We start from the raw sequence: 17,025 nt of genomic DNA on the forward strand, positions 1-17,025 counted from the left end.
CCCTCCCCGGACGCGGCCACCACCCCCGCCGCCCACCCGGGAACCCTTAACCAGCCCCCAGGAGACTGACGAGCATGGCCGACCGGGTCACGGTGATCGGATGGGACGGCTCTCCGCCGACCGCCGCCGCCCGCTCCGCCCTCGCCGCCGCGACCCTGGTCGCCGGCGCCGCCCACCACCTCGCGCTGCCCGAGGTCCCGCCGACCGCCGAACGGATCCGGCTCGGCAGCGTCACCCTCGCCGCCCGCCGCATCGCCCAGCACCGCGGCACCGCCGTCGTCCTCGCCGACGGCGACCCCGGCTTCTTCGGCGTGGTCCGCACCCTGCGCGCCCCCGAATACGGGCTGGAGGTCGAGGTGGTACCGGCCGTCTCCTCCGTCGCCGCCGCCTTCGCCCGGGCCGGCATGCCCTGGGACGACGCCCAGGTCGTCGTCGCCCACAGCCGCGACCTGCGCCGCGCGGTCAACGTCTGCCGCGCCCACCCCAAGGTCGCGGTGCTCACCTCACCCGGCGCCGGCCCCGCCGAACTCGCCCTCCTCCTGGACGGTGTGCACCGCACCTTCGTCATCTGCGAGGACCTGGGCACCGCACGGGAGCGGGTGACGGTCCTCACATCCGACAAGGTCGCCGACCACGTCTGGCGCGACCCCAACGTCGTCATCGTCGTGGGCGGTTCGCCGTCCGGCGCCGCCGCCCAGGGCACCGGCTGGATCGCCGGTCAGGAGGTGGGCCACCCGACCGGCCCGCGCGGCTGGGGACTTCCGGACCGCGCCTATGGCGGGGCGCTGGGCGAGGGCGAGTCCGTCCAACTGCGCACCGCCCAACTCGCCCGCCTCGGGCCACGGGTGGGCGACCTGGTCTGGGACATCGGGTCCGGCGGCGGAGCGGCCGCGGTCGAGGCCGCGCGGTTCGGCGCCGCGGTCATCGCGGTCGACGCCGACCCGGACGCCTGCGCCCGCGCCGCCGCCCTCGCCCGCCGGTACGGCGTCCAACTCCAGGCCGTCCAGGGCCGCGCACCGCAGATCCTGGAGGAGCTCCCGGAGCCCGACGTGGTGCGCATCGGCGCCGGGGGAGCGGCCGTGGTCACCGCCTGTGCGGCCCGCCGCCCCGAACGGATCGTCACCCACGCCGCGACCCGCGACCAGGCCGAGGCACTCGGCCGGGCTCTCGCCGACGGCGGCTACGAAGTCGAATGCGCCCTCCTCCAGTCCGTGGAACTGGACACTTCCGTTTGGGTCGAACGTGAACGCTCTGTGGTGTTTTTGCTGAGCGGCTATCGCGTTCCTCACCCGTGACCAGGAAGAGCACCCGCGCGGGGTAGGCTGGCGGATCGTTGCGCCGCCGTTCCGCTTTCAGCTTCGTACGCCAATATCCGGAAATTGCCGTGGTTTTGGACGAAAATGAAGCACTTGAGGGCGGACGTGCCGGGAGGCGCGCTCGCTCGTTCTCGCTATCGGGGCGTCGGTGCGCACCGGTCGGCGCGTCGCACGGGCGGTTGGAAGGAGCACTAGCAGTGGGCGAGGGGTACGCATGACCGACACCGGCCAGGTCCCGGGCCAGGGACAGCCGGAGAACGCAGGCGGACATCGCGGGCAGCCGCAGGCCGTTCCCACCCCTGCCGACCCCGGTCCCACCCAGCACTCGGGCGACTATCCCTACCTCGGCCCGGCCGACGGCACGGTCGAGGACGACGACCTGCTGATGCCGGGCGCCCAGGGCGCCTGGAGCGAGCAGGGCGCCCAACAGGCGCCGCAGCCCGCCCAACCGCTCCCGCAGCCGCAGGCGGTACCGCCGCAGCCGGCCGCCCCGTTCGAGCCCGCCACCGGCCAGGCGCCGGCGGCCGCCGCGATCGGCGACCACGAGAGCGGCGGCCGGGACTCCGGTTCCGTCGACCTCGGTGCGGTCCGCGTCCCGCAGCCCGCCGCCCCCCAGCAGCAGGCATACGCCCACGCCGGGGTCGGTGGCGGGGAAAGTGCCGCCGCCGCGCCCCGCCGTCCGCTCCACATGGGCCCGCCGGTCCCGGACGCGACCGGCGGCGTGGTCCGTTCGCTGGCCGACCGGGGACCCGCCGGGGCACCCCAGCCGGCCCCCCGACAGACCGCCGGCCCGGCCGCTGACCCCGAATACCTCGACGTTCCGGCCGAGGCACTCCAGGCCGCGCCGCTGCCCGTAGTGGAGCAGCCCGCCGCCGCGCAGCCCGTTGAACCGCAGCCCGCCGCCGCACAGCCGGTTGACGACGGGTCGGCGGCCGCGCAGGCCCAGGCAGTGCCCGCCCCACCGTTCCCGGAGCCGGCCGCCCCCACGGACGCCGCCTCTCAGGAGCAGCAGGCCGCGGCCCTCCCGACGTACGGCCAGCAGCCCTACGAAGGCCAGTTGTACGCCGAGCAGTCCTACGGGGCCGCCGGCCAAGGCCCGTTGCCGGGACCGCAGCTGGGCGAGATCCCGTCCCACGCACCGGTCCAGGTGCAGCCATGGGGAGAGGCGTCCGCCCAGGCCGCGGCGATGCCCGTCGCGGAGCCGACGCCCGCCCCCGTCGACCCGGCCGGCGCGGCGACGGTCGCGCCCGAGGCACAGCCGCCCGTCCAGGACGGTGCGTTGCCCGCCGAGCAGCTGCCCGCCGAGCAACCGCCCGTTGAACAGGTACCGGCGGAGCAGGCGCAGGCCGTGTCGATGCCGGTCGAGCAGCCGCAGGAACAGCCGGTGCCGGTGCCCGCCGAGGGCATGGCGGCCGCTGAGGACGGCGCCCCCGCCCCCGTCGTCGCGGAGACGCCCGAAGCCGCGCAGGGCGCCCCGGTGGAGGCGGCGGAGACCGTTGCCGAGCAGCCGCCGGCCGTGGACGCACAGGCCGAGGCGGCCACCGCCGCGGACGCCACCGCCCAGCAGACCGCGCCCGAGCAGGCCGAGGCGCCGGCCGCCGCGGTCCAGCAGCCGCCCGCCGACGCCACCGCCGCGGCCCAGGACGCCCCGGAGGCCGCGCCGCAGCAGGCCGCGCCCGAGCCGGCGGCGACCCCGGACGCGGCGGCGCAGCCCGAGGCCGCCGAGCAGCCGCCGGTCGCCGAGCCTGTGCAGGCCCCCGCCGAGGTGGCCCAGGCTCCGCAGGACGCGGCCCAGCCCGCCGAGCAGCCGCCGGTCGGTGCCCCGGAGCAGGCTGTGGCCACGGACCAGCCGCAGGCCGAGGCCCCGGCGCCGCAGCCCGCCCCCGAGGTCCCGGTGGAGGCCGCCCCGGCTGAGGCAGCCTCGGCCGGAGCGGCCTCCACGGCGCAGCCCGAGCACCCCGCCGCCGAGGCCCCGGAGCCGGTTGCGGAGCAGGCCGCCGAGCCGCAGCCCGCCGAGGACGGTTCCGCCGCCGAAGGCCAGCCGGCCCCCGCGGAGGCCGCCACCCAGGCCCCCGACGCCGCGCCGGCCCCGGAGGAGGCCGCCCAGCAGCCCGTCATAGAGGCGGCCGAGCCGCAGTCGCAGGACGCCGGACAGTCGCAGCCCGCCGCCCCCGAGGATGCGGAGGGCCAGCAGCCCGCCGTAGAGGCGGTGGTACCGCAGCCCACCCCTGAGGACGAGCAGCCCGTGCCGGCCGCCGACACTCCGGAGCCCGCCGCCGACCCGGCCGAGGCCCCCGCCCAGCAAGCGGCCGGGCCGGCACCCCAGCCCGCCGCCGGGCCGCAGCCCGTCGCCCCGCAGACCCCGGCCCCGGCCACCGCCGAGCCGGCCACCGCCGACGCCCCGCAGGAGCCCGCCGTCGACCAGGCACCGCAGGACCCCGCGGCCGCCGCCGACGCCGTTCCGGCCCAGCCCGCACCGGCCGACGATGTCGCCGAAGCCGAAGCCGAAGCCACAGCCGAAGTCCGCCCGCACGAGCAGGACGACGCCCAGTTCGTCGAACACGCCGAGGGCGACGACGCTCACCCGGCCGGCATCCCCGCCGCCGAGCCGGCGCCCGCGACGGCCCCCGCGCCCGCCTACGACGACTCCGAGCGCGCCGCCGTCCACCGCGTCATCCGCGAGCGCCGCGACATCCGCAACGGCTTCCGTTCCGACCCGATCCCCAACGAGGTCCTGCTGCGCGTCCTGGAAGCGGCCCACACCGCCCCCAGTGTCGGCCACTCCCAGCCCTGGGACTTCGTCGTCATCCGGTCCGACGACACCCGCGCCAAGATGCACGAGCTCGCCATGCGGCAGCGCGACGCCTACGCCAAGTCGCTGCCCAAGGCCCGGGCCAAGCAGTTCCGCGAGCTGAAGATCGAGGCCATCCTCGAAACGCCGGTGAACATCGTCGTCACCGCCGACCCCACCCGCGGCGGCCGGCACACCCTCGGCCGGCACACTCAGCCGCAGATGGCGCCGTACTCCTCCGCGCTCGCCGTCGAGAACCTCTGGCTCGCCGCCCGCGCCGAGGGCCTGGGCGTCGGCTGGGTCAGCTTCTTCGACGAGCGGGAGATGGTCCGCGAACTGGGCCTGCCCGAACACCTCGAAGTCGTCGCCTACCTCTGCGTCGGCTACGTCGACGAGTTCCCGGACGAGCCCGAACTCCTCCAGGCCGGCTGGTCCAAGCGCCGCCCGCTGTCCTGGGTCGTCCACGAGGAGACCTACGGCCGCCGCGCGCTGCCCGGTGAGGCCCCGCACGACCTCCTCCAGGAGACCCTCGCCGGCATCCGCCCGCTGGACGCCAAGGCGCTCGGCGAGGCGTGGGAACGGCAGAAGCGGATGACCAAGCCGGCCGGCGCGCTCGGCATGCTGGAGATCATCTCCGCCCAGCTCAGCGGCCTGTCCCGCAAGTGCCCGCCGCCCATCCCGGAACCAGCCGCGGTCGCCATCTTCGCCGGTGACCACGGTGTGCACGCCCAGGGCGTGACCCCCTGGCCCCAGGAGGTCACCGGCCAGATGGTCGCCAACTTCCTGGGCGGCGGCGCGGTCTGCAACGCCTTCGCCAACCAGGTCGGCGCCGAGGTCTGCGTGGTCGACGTCGGCGTGGCCGGCGACCTCCCCGCCACCCCCGGACTGCTGCCCCGCAAGGTCCGCCCCGGCACTGCCGACTTCACCCAGGGCCCGGCGATGACCCAGGAGGAGGCCCTCAAGGCCATCGAGGTCGGCATCGAGACCGCCCGCGACCTCGTAGCGGCCGGCAACAAGGCGCTGCTCACCGGTGAGATGGGCATTGCCAACACCACCGCCTCGGCCGCCCTGATCGCCGTCTACACCGGCGTCGACCCGGTCGAGGTCACCGGCCGCGGCACCGGCATCAACGACGAGACGCACGCCCGCAAGGTCGACGTGGTCCGCCGCGCCCTGGAACTCCACCAGCCCGACCCGGCCGACCCGATCACCGTCCTCGCCGCCCTCGGCGGCCTGGAGCACGCGGCCATGATCGGCCTGATCCTCGGCGGCGCCTCACTGCGCACGCCGGTGATCCTGGACGGCGTCAGCGCCGGAGCCGCCGCCCTGGTGGCCCGGGCCATCGCCCCCGAAGCGCTGGCCGCCTGCATCGCCGGCCACCGCAGCGCCGAACCAGGCCACGTCGCGGCCCTCAACAAGCTGGGCCTGCGCCCGCTGGTCGACCTCGACCTGCGACTGGGCGAGGGCACCGGTGCCCTGCTGGCGCTGCCCGTCGTACAGAGCGCCGCCCGCGCCATGCACGAGGTCGCCACCTTCGACTCCGCCGGAGTCACCGAGAAGGGCTGACACCGGGGGCCGCCCGGCCCCCGCATGACCCCCGGCCCGCAGCCCCATAGGCTGTGGGCCGGGGCCGTACGTCCCCAGGCCGCACCCCCCTCAGCCGCTCCGGCGCCGCAGCGACTGAACGGTCGTCGAACTCGCACCACCGCACGAGGAGCCCACACCACCATGGCCGAGCCCGTCGCCGAACACGCCGCCTACCCCGTCGGACTGCGGCTGTCCGGCCGCCGTGTGGTCGTGCTGGGCGCCGGCCAGGTCGCCCAGCGCCGCCTGCCCGCCCTCCTTGCCGCAGGCGCCGACGTCCTGCTGGTCTCCCCGTCCGCCACCCCCTCCGTCGAGGCGATGGCCGACACCGGCGAGCTCCGCTGGGAGCGCCGCCGCTACCAGCCCGGCGACCTCGACGGTGCCTGGTACGCGCTGATCTCCACCGACGACCCCGAGGCCAACGCCGCCGCCTCCCAGGAAGCCGAGGAGCGCCGCGTCTGGGCGGTCCGCGCCGACGACGCCGAGGCCGCCACCGCCTGGACCCCGGCCACCGGCCGCAGCGAGGGCGTCACCGTGGCGGTCCTCACCGGCCGCGACCCGCGCCGCTCCGCCGCCGTCCGCGATGCCATCGTTGAGGGCCTGCGCGACGGCAGCATCGCCGCCCCGCACCACCGCCGCCCGCACACCCCCGGCGTGGCGCTGGTCGGCGGCGGACCCGGCGACCCCGACCTGATCACCGTCCGCGGCCGCCGGCTGCTGGCCGAGGCGGACGTGGTCATCGCCGACCGGCTCGGCCCGCGCGATCTGCTCGCCGAACTCCCGCCGCACGTCGAGGTCATCGACGCCGCCAAGATCCCCTACGGGAGGTTCATGGCGCAGGAGGCGATCAACAACGCCCTGATCGAGCACGCCAAGGCCGGCAAGGCCGTGGTGCGCCTCAAGGGCGGCGACCCGTTCGTCTTCGGCCGCGGCATGGAGGAAGCCCAGGCGCTCGCCGAAGTCGGCATCCCCTGCACCGTCGTCCCCGGCATCTCCAGCACCATCTCGGTCCCCGGCGCCGCCGGCATCCCAGTCACCCACCGCGGGGTCGCCCACGAGTTCACCGTGGTCAGCGGCCATGTCGCCCCCGAAGACGAGCGTTCGCTGGTCGACTGGGCCGCGCTCGCCAAGCTGCGCGGCACCCTCGTCGTCCTGATGGGCGTGGAGAACAGCGGCGCCATCGCCGCCAAGCTCATAGAGTGCGGCCGCCCCGCGGACACCCCGGCCGCCGTCGTCCAGGAGGGCACCACCGCCGCCCAGCGGCGCGTGGACGCCACCCTCGCCACCCTCGGCGCGACCGTACGGGCCGAAGCCATCCGCCCGCCGGCCGTCATCGTCATCGGCGACGTGGTCACCCTCGCCCCCGCCGCCCCCTCCCGGTAGCCGATCCGCTCCCCGGCACAGACTCCTCGACACCGACAAGGCACTCTCTTCCCGTGGCAGAAATCATCACCGTCGATGACCCGGACGACCCGCGGCTGCGCGACTACACCGGCCTCACCGACGTCGAGCTGCGACGCCGGCGCGAACCAGCCGAAGGACTCTTCATCGCCGAAGGCGAGAAGGTCATCCGCCGAGCCCGGCACGCCGGGTACGAGATGCGCTCGATGCTGCTCTCGGCCAAGTGGGTCGACGTCATGCGTGACGTCATCGACGAGGTCCCGGCCCCGGTCTACGCCGTCAGCCCGGACCTCGCCGAGCGGGTGACGGGCTATCACGTGCACCGCGGCGCACTCGCCTCCATGCAGCGCAAGCCGCTGCCCACCGCCACCGAACTCCTCGCCGGCACCCGCCGGATCGCGGTCATGGAGGCGGTCAACGACCACACCAACATCGGCGCCATCTTCCGCAGCGCCGCGGCCCTAGGGATGGACGCGGTCCTGCTCTCCCCGGACTGCGCCGACCCCCTCTACCGCCGCTCGGTGAAGGTCTCCATGGGCGCGGTGTTCTCCGTCCCCTACGCCCGCCTGGAGAGCTGGCCGCGCGACCTGGCCGTCGTACGGGAAGCGGGCTTCAAACTGCTCGCACTGACCCCGGCAGAGGGGGCCGTCGCCCTCGACGAGGCCCTCCCACCCACCCTCGGACGCGCCGCCCTGATGCTCGGCGCCGAGGGCGGCGGCCTGACGCCGGGCGCGCTCCGCGCCGCCGACGAATGGGTCCGCATCCCGATGGCCCACGGCGTGGACTCCCTCAACGTCGGCGCCGCGGCGGCAGTCGCCTTCTACGCGGTCTCCACGTCCCGCCCGACCCAGGAATAGGCCAGCGACAGTCCGGGAGCAAGCCCGGTCCAGGGGCGCACCGCAGCGCTGCCCCGCACTCCTCAGCGCTGCTGCGCCACTCCACCGGCCGCGTGCCCGCCCTCGTACGACGCGACGCTCACCGGCCGTTCCACGCCCAGCCCGCGGGTCGGCCCCTGGCACCCCTGGGCCGCCGCGATCCCCAGCGCCACCAGCAGCGTCACCACGACGAACACCACCACCCGCTGCCGCAGCAGCCGCCGGTCGGGGCCCGGCCGGCGGCCGCCCGAACCGGTGCGCACCGGAGCACGCGAACCGTTTCGCCCCGTAGGACGGGAGGCCGGCCCCCGTCCCGTGTTCCGCCCGCCGGTCCGCGAATTGGTCCCCGACGCCGGGCCCTGCGCCCGGGCCGCCGAGTCGCGGGGTGCCGCATCCCGGGGCGCCGCCGGTCGGGCCGGCCGGGGCCGCGGTGCGGGAGTGCCCCCCGTACGCCGCTCGGTCCGCTGGCGCGCGTACTCCTCGGCCCGCTGCCCGACCGGACGGTCCGACGGCCGCCGCTCGGCGCGCTCCCAGCCGTCCCCGGCACCGGAACCGTTCTCCCACGCCCCGCCCGACAGCCCGTGCGCCTCCCGGGCCGCGATCTCCTTCAGCCGCAGCGACAGCGACAGGGTGCTGGGCCGGTCCGCCGGATCCTTGGCCAGGCACGCCGCGAGCAGCGGCGCCAGCGCGTCCGGCACCCCGGCCAGCTGCGCCTCCTCGTGGACCACGCGGTAGAGCATGACCTCCGAACTGCCCTGCCCGAACGGCGAGTCCGCGGTGCAGGCGTACGCGAGGGTGGCGCCCAGCGAGAAGATGTCGGTGGCCGGCGTCACCGCGGCGCCGCGCACCTGCTCCGGCGCCAGGAAGCCGGGTGAGCCGACGGCCGTCCCGACGTGCGTCAGGGTGCTGGCGCCGGTCGCCCAGGCGATCCCGAAGTCGATGATCCGCGGGCCCTTGGGCGACAGCAGGATGTTGGACGGCTTCAGGTCCCGGTGCACCACGCCCGCGTCGTGGACGGCCAGCAGCCCCTCGGACAGCGCCGCCCCGATGGCAGCGACCTGCGCCGGTGAGAGCTGCCCCTCGTCGTTCACCTTGTCGTGCAGCGAGGGACCGGGGACGTACTGGGTCGCGAACCACGGGCGGTCGGCGTCCAGATCGGCCGCCACCAGCCGCGCCGTGCAGCCGCCGCGGATCCGCCGGGCGGCCGACACCTCGCGTGCGAACCGCGATCGGAACTCCTGATCCTCCGCCAGATCCGGCCGGATCACCTTCAACGCGACCCGCTGCCCGCGCTTGTCCGAGCCGAGGTAGACCACGCCCATCCCGCCCGCGCCGAGCCGGCGGTGCAGTCGGAACGATCCGACGACACGCGGGTCCTCGCGTCGGAGCCGCATCATCGCCATGTCCGTCCCCTGCCTGCGGTGGGGAGGCCCCACTCCGCTCAACCGTCTGACGTGGCACAGCTTACGGATTGCCGGCTCACTGTGCTGAGAGGCCGCGCATGCGTCGGCAACCGGATTACCCGCGGCCGTTCCGATCCCCGCCGCACGGAAGGAAATCCGTCCGGCCCCCGACTCCGCTACCCGCACCGGGCCCCAATGATCCCTTTCTCAACGGAGTTTGACGGCACGAAAGGTACGGGGACGGAAAGGGGCCAGGGTCCCACGGGCCCCGGACCACGGGCAGGGCGATCGTCAGCGGGGCAGCGCCCCAAGTGATCGAAGTCACCGTTTTGTCACCCTCGTGCAAGGTAAACCCCTCGCTCCCGCCATACGCCGGGTTCCCACGCCGCGCGCCCCTCTCAGGGATGCCTCCGGGGCCACCCCGCGATCTCTCCACCCAGGGGAGTACGCCGGGCACCCTCCCGTCATCCTCCTGGAGGCCCGCCAAGCGGTACGACGGCATGACGTCCGGCACCCGCCCACGCGCCTAGGCTTGAGGTCAAGCGGCGGGCGTACCACTCGTCCCCCGAGGTCAGACGCCCGCCGCCCTGGATCACGACGGGAGCAGATCGATGGCGGAGAGTACGGGGCGGACGGCCCTCCTGGCGCGGGGCCGCAGGGCCACCGCCGCGCTCGGTGGCAGCCGGCCCACGGGCACCCGCCATCCCCTCATAGCGGTTGCCATGGTGTTGCCGCTGGCGTTCCTCCTGGCCGTGGTCTTCGGCGGCTGGGAGGCCGTCGTCACACAGGCGTCGTCCGTGGCCGGAATGCTGGGGCGCTGAGCGGGCGCCCCGGTCCCGGGAGAGCGGTCCGGGACGGGCACTTCCGGCCGAAACCCCGTGGGGACGGGGGTGCGGCGGACGGCACGAGTGGCCGGGCATCTGGGGAGATGCCCGGCCATCGGGCTTTTTCGGGAACTATCGGTCCAGCGGGGGGAGTTGGCCGCCGCAACGGACCCGGTACAACGACCGAGGGCCGGAGCAGCTGCTCCGGCCCTCGACTCTCGATGTGGACGATACTGGGATTGAACCAGTGACCTCTTCCGTGTCAGGGAAGCGCTCTCCCGCTGAGCTAATCGTCCTCGGGACCGCGGATCGATCTCAAAGATCACCGCGGGTATTGCGTGCGCGATACTGGGATTGAACCAGTGACCTCTTCCGTGTCAGGGAAGCGCTCTCCCGCTGAGCTAATCGCGCGGGAACCCGGCGATACCGGGTCAGTGGACGATACTGGGATTGAACCAGTGACCTCTTCCGTGTCAGGGAAGCGCTCTCCCGCTGAGCTAATCGTCCTTGGAGGTGGAGACGGGATTTGAACCCGTGTAGACGGCTTTGCAGGCCGTTGCCTCGCCTCTCGGCCACTCCACCAGGAGTGTGCGGGGGGCTGGGATGATCCCCCACATCGAGCGGACGACGAGACTCGAACTCGCGACATCCACCTTGGCAAGGTGGTGCTCTACCAACTGAGCTACGTCCGCGGGTGGCTCTCCCAGACTACGTCGGGAAGCTACCTGGCCTCCGGGGCGCTTCCGCGTCCCGGCGACGTGTTGAACTCTAGCGGATTCCTGGGCCAGTACAAAAACGCGTTTGTGCAGCGTGCTGCGCTGCTCGCTCGGCCCGGGCGAGCGACGCTGCCCCGCCATAGACTCACTGACGTGCACGATTTCGCTCCGATGGCCCGCTTCGGCGGCCTGATAGCCACCGACCTGCGCGATGTGACCAGCGATCCCGCAGCACTGGATTCCGCGGGCTGGTGGGCGGTGACCGCTGACTTCGAGGGGGGCGTGGTCTGCGCCCGCTTCGCCGACGTACGCCCCGCCACGGCCGCGGACACCCCCGCGCCCGGCGCTTGGCGCGGCCCCGCCCCGGCCGACTGGCGCAGTTCCCTGGACCGCGCCGCCTATACGGAGGGCGTCCGGCGGATCAGGGCCCACATCGCGGCCGGCACGGTCTATCAAGTGAACCTCTGCCGGGTCTTGACCGCACCGCTGCCCGACCTCGAGTGCGCCGACGTGGACGCGCTCTCCGCCGTCTTGGCCCGCGGCAACCCGGCGCCGTACGCCGGAACGATTCGCCTGCCCGAGCACGGCGTCGAGATCGCCACCGCCTCCCCGGAGCTCTTCCTGCGTCGGGACGGCCGCACCGTCGAGTCCGGCCCCATCAAGGGCACCGGTCGCACCGCTGCGGACCTCTCACCGAAGGACCGCGCGGAGAACGTGATGATCGTGGACCTGGTCCGCAACGACCTCGGACGGGTCTGCGCCACCGGGTCGGTCACCGTGCCCGCCCTGTGCGCCGTGGAGGAGCACCCCGGCCTGGTCCACCTCGTCTCCACGGTGCGCGGTGAACTGGCCGAGACCCACGAGAAGACCGCGTGGGCGGATCTGCTCGGCGCCACCTTCCCGCCCGGGTCGGTCACCGGTGCCCCCAAGTCCAGCGCCCTGCGGATCATCGACGAGTTGGAGACCGCCCCGCGCGGCCCGTACTGCGGCGGCATCGGCTGGGTGGACGCCGACCGTCGCACCGGCTGGCTCAACGTCGGCATCCGCACGTTCTGGATCGACCGCGCCGGCCCCGACGGCCCGGTGCTCCGATTCGGCGCGGGGGCCGGGATCATCTGGGACTCGGATCCGGAGCGGGAGTGGGCAGAGACCGAGTTGAAGGCGCGCCGACTGCTCGCGGTAGCGTCCGGCGAGCACGAAGTGAGTGGAGGACCCAAGCGATGAAGATCTGGCTCGACGGAGAACTGCTGGACGCCGAAGCGGCCCGCGTCTCGGTCTTCGACCACGGCCTGACGGTCGGCGACGGGGTCTTCGAGACGATCAAGGCCGAACGGGGACGGTCCTTCGCCCTCACCCGCCACCTGGAGCGCCTGGCCACCTCCGCCCGCGGGCTCGGCCTGCCCGCCCCCGACCTCGACGAGGTGCGGCGCGGCTGCGCGGCGGTCCTGGACGCCAACCCGATGGCGCTGGGCCGACTGCGGATCACCTACACCGGCGGCCTCTCCCCGCTCGGCTCGGACCGCGGCGAGGACGGCCCGACCCTGGTCATCGCGGTCTCCGAGACCAGCCGCCGGCCCGACACCACCGCCGCGGTCACCGTCCCCTGGACGCGCAACGAGCGCGGCGCCCTCGCCGGACTGAAGACCACCTCGTACGGCGAGAACGTCGTCGCCCTCGCCCGCGCCCGTGAACGGGGCGCCTCCGAGGCGCTGTTCGCCAACACCGTCGGTGCGCTCTGCGAAGGCACCGGCTCCAACGTCTTCGTCGTGCTCGACGGTGAACTGCACACCCCGCCGCTGGCCTCCGGCTGCCTGGCCGGTATCACCCGCGCGCTGACCGTGGCCTGGGCAGGTGCCAAGGAGACGGATCTGCCGCTGGACGTCCTGGAGAGCGCCGAGGAGATCTTCCTGACCTCCACGCTGCGCGACGTCCAGGCCGTGACCCGGATCGACGGCCGCCAACTCGCCGACGGGCCGGGCCCGGTGACCGCCGAGGCGATGCGGATCTTCGACCGGGAGTCGGCCGCGGACTCCGACCCGCGCTGAGGGTGACGGGCCCGCACATGGGCGAGTAGAAAAGTCCTCGTGACCACTACGCTGCGCCCCGCGGGCCCCGAAGTACGACACGACGACGGCCGCCGGTCCCGCCCCTACGACATCTGCGTCAACAGCCGCCGGGTCGGCGGGATCCAGCTGGCCACGGACGCCCGGTTCGGGCCCACCGCCGGCCGCATCGAGGCCCTGCGCGTCGACGCCCCCGACCGGCACCGCGGTCGGGCCACGGTCGCCGCGCTGGCCGCCGAGGAGGTGCTGCGCGGCTGGGGCTGCCGGCAGATCGAACTGACCGTGCCCGCGGCGGCCGAGGCCGCGGTGCGACTGTCGGCGGCCCTGGGTTACACCGAACGCAGCCGTACCTTGGCGCGGGCCCTGACCCGCCCCGGCGGGCTCCCCGACGGCAGCAGTGACCGGCCGATGACCGAGGCCGAGTACCCGGCCTGGCGGGACGCCGCGGTCGCCGAGCACATCCGGTCGGAGACCGCTCAGGGGGTGCCCCGCGAACGCGCCGAGCGGACCGCGCCCGCCGAGCACGACGCGCTGTTCCCCGAGGGGGCGGCCACGCCCGGCCAGGTGCTGCGGGTCCTCGCCCACGAGGGCAGCGACGTCGGCACCCTCTGGCTCGCCCTGCGGCTCCCCGGGCAGGCCGGCGGCTACGTGATGGACGTGCGGGTGGCGCCCGAGCACCGCGGCGAGGGCCACGGCCGCAGCCTGATGCTCGTCGCCGAGCGGGAGACCCTGGCCGCGGGCCGTGCCTCGCTGGCGCTCAATGTCTACCCGGACAACGCATCCGCGCTCGGCCTCTACCGCTCGCTCGGCTACCGGACCACCGCGTACCGCATGTGGAAGCCGATCCTCTGACCGGCACTCGGCACTCGGCATTCGGCACTCGGCCCTCGGCGCCCGTGCCGGACCGGCCGGGGCCCCGCTGTCCCGGTGCGTCAGCCCGCCGCGGTGTCCTGCTCGGCCAGCAGCCGCTCGGCGATCTCCTCGATCCGGGCCCGCAGCCCCTCCTGGCTCTTGCCACCGTCCAGCCGCTCGCCACCGATCTCGTACGTCGGGGTGCCGGTCACGCCGATCGCCTTGCCCTCGGCCTGGTCCGCGTCCACGGCCAGCAGGTGCCGCCCGTCGACCAGCGCGGTGTCGATCTCCTCGGCGTCCAGCCCCAGTTCCCCGGCGACGTCCAGCAGCACCTTCTCGCCGCGCTTGCCGAGGTCGTCGGTCCGCGCCAGCACCGCCTCGATGTACGGCCAGCCCCGGCCCTGCTCGGTGGCCTCCTCGACGGCCTGGGCGGCCGCGTAGGCGTGCTTGTGCTTCGCCAGCGGGAAGTGGCGCAGCCGGATCTCCAACCGGTCACCGAAGCGCTCGCGCAGCGCCCGTACGTCCGCCAGGGCGGTGGCACAGTCCGGGCACTGCAGATCGCACCACATGTCGAGGACGGGGCGGGTGGGGCTGACGGGACTGGTGGGGCCGGAGGCGGCGGCGTCGTTCATGGGGTCAGTCTTCCAGCCCACCGCCCTAGGGAGGAACCCGGACCTGCGGAGGAGAGCGACCCGGAGATCTCCCTGAGGTCCTGGTCGGAACATGGCCTGTGCGCGGTCGGAGAGGGCAGGATGGAAGAGCGCGCGGAACGCCCGCTCGCCCCTTCGACCGGCAGGAGGACCGGATGCTGACCTCGACAGTCTGTGCCGCGGTGTCGGCAGCGGGCTTGGGCATCGCCGCGCTGACCGCTTACCGCAAGCGTTTCCTGGCCGCGACCCGGATCGCCGCCTTCGCCCTGATTCCGATCGGCCTGGTCATGACGGGCGTCATCGACTGGGTCGCCAGCATCGTCCTCAAGCCCACGGTCTGGGCCGGGTTCGGGGTGCTCGCGCTCTCCGCGGGGCTGTTCGCGATCAGCAGGTTGGCGGAGCGGCGCCGCGGGATATCCGGCCGCAAGGAGCGCCGGGCCGCGGCGGGTTCCGAAGCACCGGTGGTGGCACCGGCCGCCTCCGCGCCCTCCCTCGGCCCCGGCCGGAAGGCACCGAAGAGCGCCGCGGCCCCGGCCAAGGGCAGCGCCCCCAAGGATGACTTCTCGGACATTGAAGCGATCCTGAAAAAGCACGGGATCTGATGAACTCCCGCTGCTGAGGGGCCCATTGCGGTCTCCGGGACGATCATCTGCGCGATGATGCGCGCGAGATGAACGATGAGTGCGCCCTCGCCCAAGACGACGCCCTGTCCGCCGAACCGCGCGGTTGCCTGTTCGCGCTGTCCCAGCCGCCGCTGATGCTCTTCCTAGCCGTTATCGGCCTGCTGCTCCTGCTAGGTGCGGTACACGACCTCTACATCCTGTGAAGCCCCGACGAGCACCGTACGGCGGGTGGGCCGCGACACTGCGGCCGCTCAGCCCGCCGCTTCCCGCCGCCGTGCGCGGTACGCCGCGACGTGCAGCCGGTTCCCGCAGGTCCGGCTGTCGCAGTAGCGCCGCGAGCGGTTGCGGGAGAGGTCCACGAAGGCGTGCCGGCAATCCGGCGCCTCGCAGCGCCGCAGCCGCTCGCGCTCCCCGGCGACGAGGATGAAGGCCAGCGCCATCCCGCCGTCCGCGGCCAGATGGTCGGCGACCGTGGCACCCGGCGCGAAGTAGTGGACGTGCCAGTCGTAACCGTCGTGATCAGTCAGCTGCGGGGTGGTGCCCGCGGACGCGACCAGCGCGTTCAACCGTGCGGCCGCAGCGTGGTCGTCGTCGGCCGCGAAGATCTCCGCGAACCGCGCCCGCACGGCCCTTACGGCCGCCAGGTCGTCCGGCCCGAGAGACCCCACGTCGCTGACGTCGTTGCGCCGGACGAACTCCGCAAGGGTCGCGAGGTCGGTCAGGCTGTCCGGGGCGCCAGGGGAGTCGCCCTCGGGAGCGGTGTTCAGGAGATCGACGACCGCGTCCAGCGCGCACCGGGTGTCATGGGTGATCAGCACGGTTCCGCTCCCTGGCCGGGTGGGGTCGGCCGGTGCCGCCCCGGTGTCGTTGGCGAATGGTCGCCGACTCTAGCGCCTGGGACAAGCTTCGGCGCCGTCCCCGCGGTGGGTCCGCGGTGACGGCGCCGATGTGTGCCGTGTGAACTTTTCGGTCCTGCGCCGTCGCCCCGAGTCGGACGGTCGCAAGTGGGAGCGGGTGGATGCGGTGGGTGTGCGTGCTGCGTCTCAGCTCTCCGCCAGGATGTGGGAGAGCTCGGTGTCGAGATCGAAATGCCGATGCTCCGTACCGGGCGGTACGGCGGCATCCGTTCGCTTCAGGAAGGATTCCAGCGCACGCGCCGGGGCTTCCAGCAGGGCTTCCCCCTCCGGGGAGCTCAGGGCGATGCAGACGACACCCTGCCCGTGGCTCCGGGACGGCCAGACGCGGACGTCTCCGGTGCCCGTGGGCCGGTGCAGGCCCTCGGCGAGGAGGTCGCGGGCGAAAACCCACTCAACCGTTTCCTCGGCTCCGGTGTGGAAGGTGGCGTGCACGGCATACGGATCGGCCGTGTCATACCGCAGGCCCGCGGGTACAGGCAGTGAGGACTCGCTCGACACAACGAGGCGCAGGTGCAGCTCGCAGCTGACCGTGGTGTTCATAAGCGCCAGGGCCTTTCGCTCAGTGTGCGCTCGGGGATTCGCACGTCGGCGAAATCGACATGCCACCTACGGTGCCGTTGTAAACCCCTCTGACGGTTTTGGGTGGCTTCAGGTACCTCTTACGGCGGATTGCGTGATCGTCCCCGGCGGTAATTTCGCCAAGGTCACCCATCCGTTGCGTAGATGATACGAATACGCAGAGTAACGGAACGGGGAGTGCTTTGCGATGATCTCCGTCGGTTCGGCGTGCCGGGCGCCGCGAGCGGCATGTCGAAAGGGTGGGGGCGTGCCGCCCGGGCCTTGAGGGGATCGACGGTGCCGTCATCGTGGTCAGGGGTGCCCCCGACGTGCGGTAATGTTGGCGATGCGCCCGGGCGATTAGCTCAGTGGGAGAGCGCTTCGTTCACACCGAAGAGGTCACTGGTTCGAACCCAGTATCGCCCACCCCGGACGACGGCCCGGAGACTCAA

Annotated in this window: 14 protein-coding genes and 6 tRNA genes; 11 read left to right on the plus strand and 9 right to left on the minus strand. The window is 73.8% G+C overall.

The window, feature by feature from the left end; genetic code table 11:
• The first annotated feature begins 74 nt into the window (after positions 1-74).
• The 4 genes from cbiE to ACO0M4_RS27545 all read left to right on the plus strand — a co-directional run bounded on the left by cbiE (position 75) and on the right by ACO0M4_RS27545 (position 7,949).
• A complete protein-coding gene (gene cbiE, locus ACO0M4_RS27530) occupies positions 75-1,295 on the plus strand; it encodes a precorrin-6y C5,15-methyltransferase (decarboxylating) subunit CbiE (RefSeq protein ID WP_430373583.1) in 1,221 nt (406 codons plus the stop codon).
• 235 nt (positions 1,296-1,530) lie between these two features.
• Entirely contained in the window at positions 1,531-5,673 is a 4,143-nt protein-coding gene (cobT, locus tag ACO0M4_RS27535) for a nicotinate-nucleotide--dimethylbenzimidazole phosphoribosyltransferase (protein WP_430373584.1), read from the plus strand.
• Between the two features lie 162 nt (positions 5,674-5,835).
• Positions 5,836-7,074 (plus strand): uroporphyrinogen-III C-methyltransferase, encoded by a 1,239-nt coding sequence (cobA, locus tag ACO0M4_RS27540; RefSeq protein ID WP_430373585.1) that lies wholly within the window; start codon positions 5,836-5,838, stop codon positions 7,072-7,074.
• A 53-nt stretch (positions 7,075-7,127) separates the two neighbouring features.
• Positions 7,128-7,949, plus strand: coding sequence for a TrmH family RNA methyltransferase (locus tag ACO0M4_RS27545; RefSeq protein WP_430373586.1), 822 nt, complete (start codon positions 7,128-7,130; stop codon positions 7,947-7,949).
• Positions 7,950-8,011: 62 nt separating this feature from the next.
• Here the strand turns inward: ACO0M4_RS27545 and ACO0M4_RS27550 are convergent, their stop codons facing one another.
• The gene (locus ACO0M4_RS27550) at positions 8,012-9,370 is read right to left on the minus strand and encodes a serine/threonine-protein kinase (protein ID WP_430373587.1); all 1,359 of its coding nucleotides are present in this window, start codon (positions 9,368-9,370) and stop codon (positions 8,012-8,014) included.
• Positions 9,371-9,981: 611 nt separating this feature from the next.
• On the opposite strand from ACO0M4_RS27550, the gene ACO0M4_RS27555 reads away from it, so the two are divergent.
• Positions 9,982-10,191 carry a hypothetical protein gene (locus ACO0M4_RS27555; RefSeq protein WP_430373588.1) on the plus strand — a complete coding sequence of 70 codons (210 nt, stop codon included), beginning with the start codon at positions 9,982-9,984 and terminating at the stop codon, positions 10,189-10,191.
• A gap of 227 nt (positions 10,192-10,418) precedes the next feature.
• On the opposite strand, the gene ACO0M4_RS27560 is transcribed toward ACO0M4_RS27555, so the two are convergent.
• From ACO0M4_RS27560 to ACO0M4_RS27580, 5 genes are all read right to left on the minus strand, one after another.
• A tRNA-Val gene (locus ACO0M4_RS27560) sits at positions 10,419-10,490 on the minus strand.
• Positions 10,491-10,533: 43 nt separating this feature from the next.
• Positions 10,534-10,605, minus strand: a tRNA-Val gene (locus ACO0M4_RS27565).
• A 24-nt stretch (positions 10,606-10,629) separates the two neighbouring features.
• A tRNA-Val gene (locus ACO0M4_RS27570) sits at positions 10,630-10,701 on the minus strand.
• Position 10,702: 1 nt separating this feature from the next.
• Positions 10,703-10,776, minus strand: a tRNA-Cys gene (locus ACO0M4_RS27575).
• A gap of 37 nt (positions 10,777-10,813) precedes the next feature.
• A tRNA-Gly gene (locus ACO0M4_RS27580) sits at positions 10,814-10,886 on the minus strand.
• Between the two features lie 177 nt (positions 10,887-11,063).
• Between ACO0M4_RS27580 and ACO0M4_RS27585 the strand changes: the two genes are divergently transcribed.
• From ACO0M4_RS27585 to ACO0M4_RS27595, 3 genes are read left to right on the plus strand one after another with little or no spacing between them, the layout of a single operon-like run.
• Positions 11,064-12,134, plus strand: coding sequence for a chorismate-binding protein (locus ACO0M4_RS27585; protein ID WP_430373589.1), 1,071 nt, complete (start codon positions 11,064-11,066; stop codon positions 12,132-12,134).
• Positions 12,131-12,955, plus strand: coding sequence for an aminotransferase class IV (locus ACO0M4_RS27590; RefSeq protein ID WP_430373590.1), 825 nt, complete (start codon positions 12,131-12,133; stop codon positions 12,953-12,955). Before ACO0M4_RS27585 ends, ACO0M4_RS27590 begins: the two co-directional genes overlap by 4 nt.
• 39 nt (positions 12,956-12,994) lie before the next feature.
• Positions 12,995-13,825 carry a GNAT family N-acetyltransferase gene (locus ACO0M4_RS27595; protein ID WP_430373591.1) on the plus strand — a complete coding sequence of 277 codons (831 nt, stop codon included), beginning with the start codon at positions 12,995-12,997 and terminating at the stop codon, positions 13,823-13,825.
• 80 nt (positions 13,826-13,905) lie between these two features.
• Here the strand turns inward: ACO0M4_RS27595 and ACO0M4_RS27600 are convergent, their stop codons facing one another.
• Positions 13,906-14,457, minus strand: coding sequence for a DsbA family protein (locus ACO0M4_RS27600; RefSeq protein WP_430373592.1), 552 nt, complete (start codon positions 14,455-14,457; stop codon positions 13,906-13,908).
• A gap of 173 nt (positions 14,458-14,630) precedes the next feature.
• Between ACO0M4_RS27600 and ACO0M4_RS27605 the strand changes: the two genes are divergently transcribed.
• Together ACO0M4_RS27605 and ACO0M4_RS27610 are read left to right on the plus strand one after the other, a co-directional pair.
• A complete protein-coding gene (locus tag ACO0M4_RS27605) occupies positions 14,631-15,077 on the plus strand; it encodes a hypothetical protein (RefSeq protein ID WP_430373594.1) in 447 nt (148 codons plus the stop codon).
• Between the two features lie 68 nt (positions 15,078-15,145).
• Positions 15,146-15,301 (plus strand): hypothetical protein, encoded by a 156-nt coding sequence (locus ACO0M4_RS27610; protein WP_390025641.1) that lies wholly within the window; start codon positions 15,146-15,148, stop codon positions 15,299-15,301.
• A 48-nt stretch (positions 15,302-15,349) separates the two neighbouring features.
• Here ACO0M4_RS27610 and ACO0M4_RS27615 read toward each other — a convergent pair whose 3' ends face one another.
• Both ACO0M4_RS27615 and ACO0M4_RS27620 read right to left on the minus strand, forming a co-directional pair.
• Positions 15,350-15,916, minus strand: coding sequence for a CGNR zinc finger domain-containing protein (locus tag ACO0M4_RS27615; RefSeq protein ID WP_430373596.1), 567 nt, complete (start codon positions 15,914-15,916; stop codon positions 15,350-15,352).
• Between the two features lie 225 nt (positions 15,917-16,141).
• Complete coding sequence (locus ACO0M4_RS27620; RefSeq protein ID WP_003959770.1) at positions 16,142-16,555, minus strand: SsgA family sporulation/cell division regulator; 414 nt, start codon at positions 16,553-16,555, stop codon at positions 16,142-16,144.
• A 372-nt stretch (positions 16,556-16,927) separates the two neighbouring features.
• Here ACO0M4_RS27620 and ACO0M4_RS27625 point away from each other — a divergent pair.
• Positions 16,928-16,999, plus strand: a tRNA-Val gene (locus tag ACO0M4_RS27625).
• Positions 17,000-17,025 lie beyond the last annotated feature (26 nt).

It is taken from the genome of Streptomyces sp. RGM 3693 (genome assembly GCF_050471125.1).
Taxonomy (GTDB): Bacteria; Actinomycetota; Actinomycetes; order Streptomycetales; family Streptomycetaceae; genus Streptomyces.

Bases quoted from the DNA above. Each gene is read 5' to 3' on its own strand.
- cobA (WP_430373585.1), top strand. From the start codon at position 5,836: ATGGCCGAGCCCGTCGCCGAACACGCCGCCTACCCCGTCGGACTGCGG.
- ACO0M4_RS27600 (WP_430373592.1), bottom strand. From the start codon at position 14,457: ATGAACGACGCCGCCGCCTCCGGCCCCACCAGTCCCGTCAGCCCCACC.
- cobT (WP_430373584.1), top strand. From the start codon at position 1,531: ATGACCGACACCGGCCAGGTCCCGGGCCAGGGACAGCCGGAGAACGCA.
- ACO0M4_RS27550 (WP_430373587.1), bottom strand. From the start codon at position 9,370: ATGGCGATGATGCGGCTCCGACGCGAGGACCCGCGTGTCGTCGGATCG.
- ACO0M4_RS27555 (WP_430373588.1), top strand. From the start codon at position 9,982: ATGGCGGAGAGTACGGGGCGGACGGCCCTCCTGGCGCGGGGCCGCAGG.
- ACO0M4_RS27590 (WP_430373590.1), top strand. From the start codon at position 12,131: ATGAAGATCTGGCTCGACGGAGAACTGCTGGACGCCGAAGCGGCCCGC.
- cbiE (WP_430373583.1), top strand. From the start codon at position 75: ATGGCCGACCGGGTCACGGTGATCGGATGGGACGGCTCTCCGCCGACC.
- ACO0M4_RS27610 (WP_390025641.1), top strand. From the start codon at position 15,146: ATGAACGATGAGTGCGCCCTCGCCCAAGACGACGCCCTGTCCGCCGAA.
- ACO0M4_RS27620 (WP_003959770.1), bottom strand. From the start codon at position 16,555: ATGAACACCACGGTCAGCTGCGAGCTGCACCTGCGCCTCGTTGTGTCG.
- ACO0M4_RS27605 (WP_430373594.1), top strand. From the start codon at position 14,631: ATGCTGACCTCGACAGTCTGTGCCGCGGTGTCGGCAGCGGGCTTGGGC.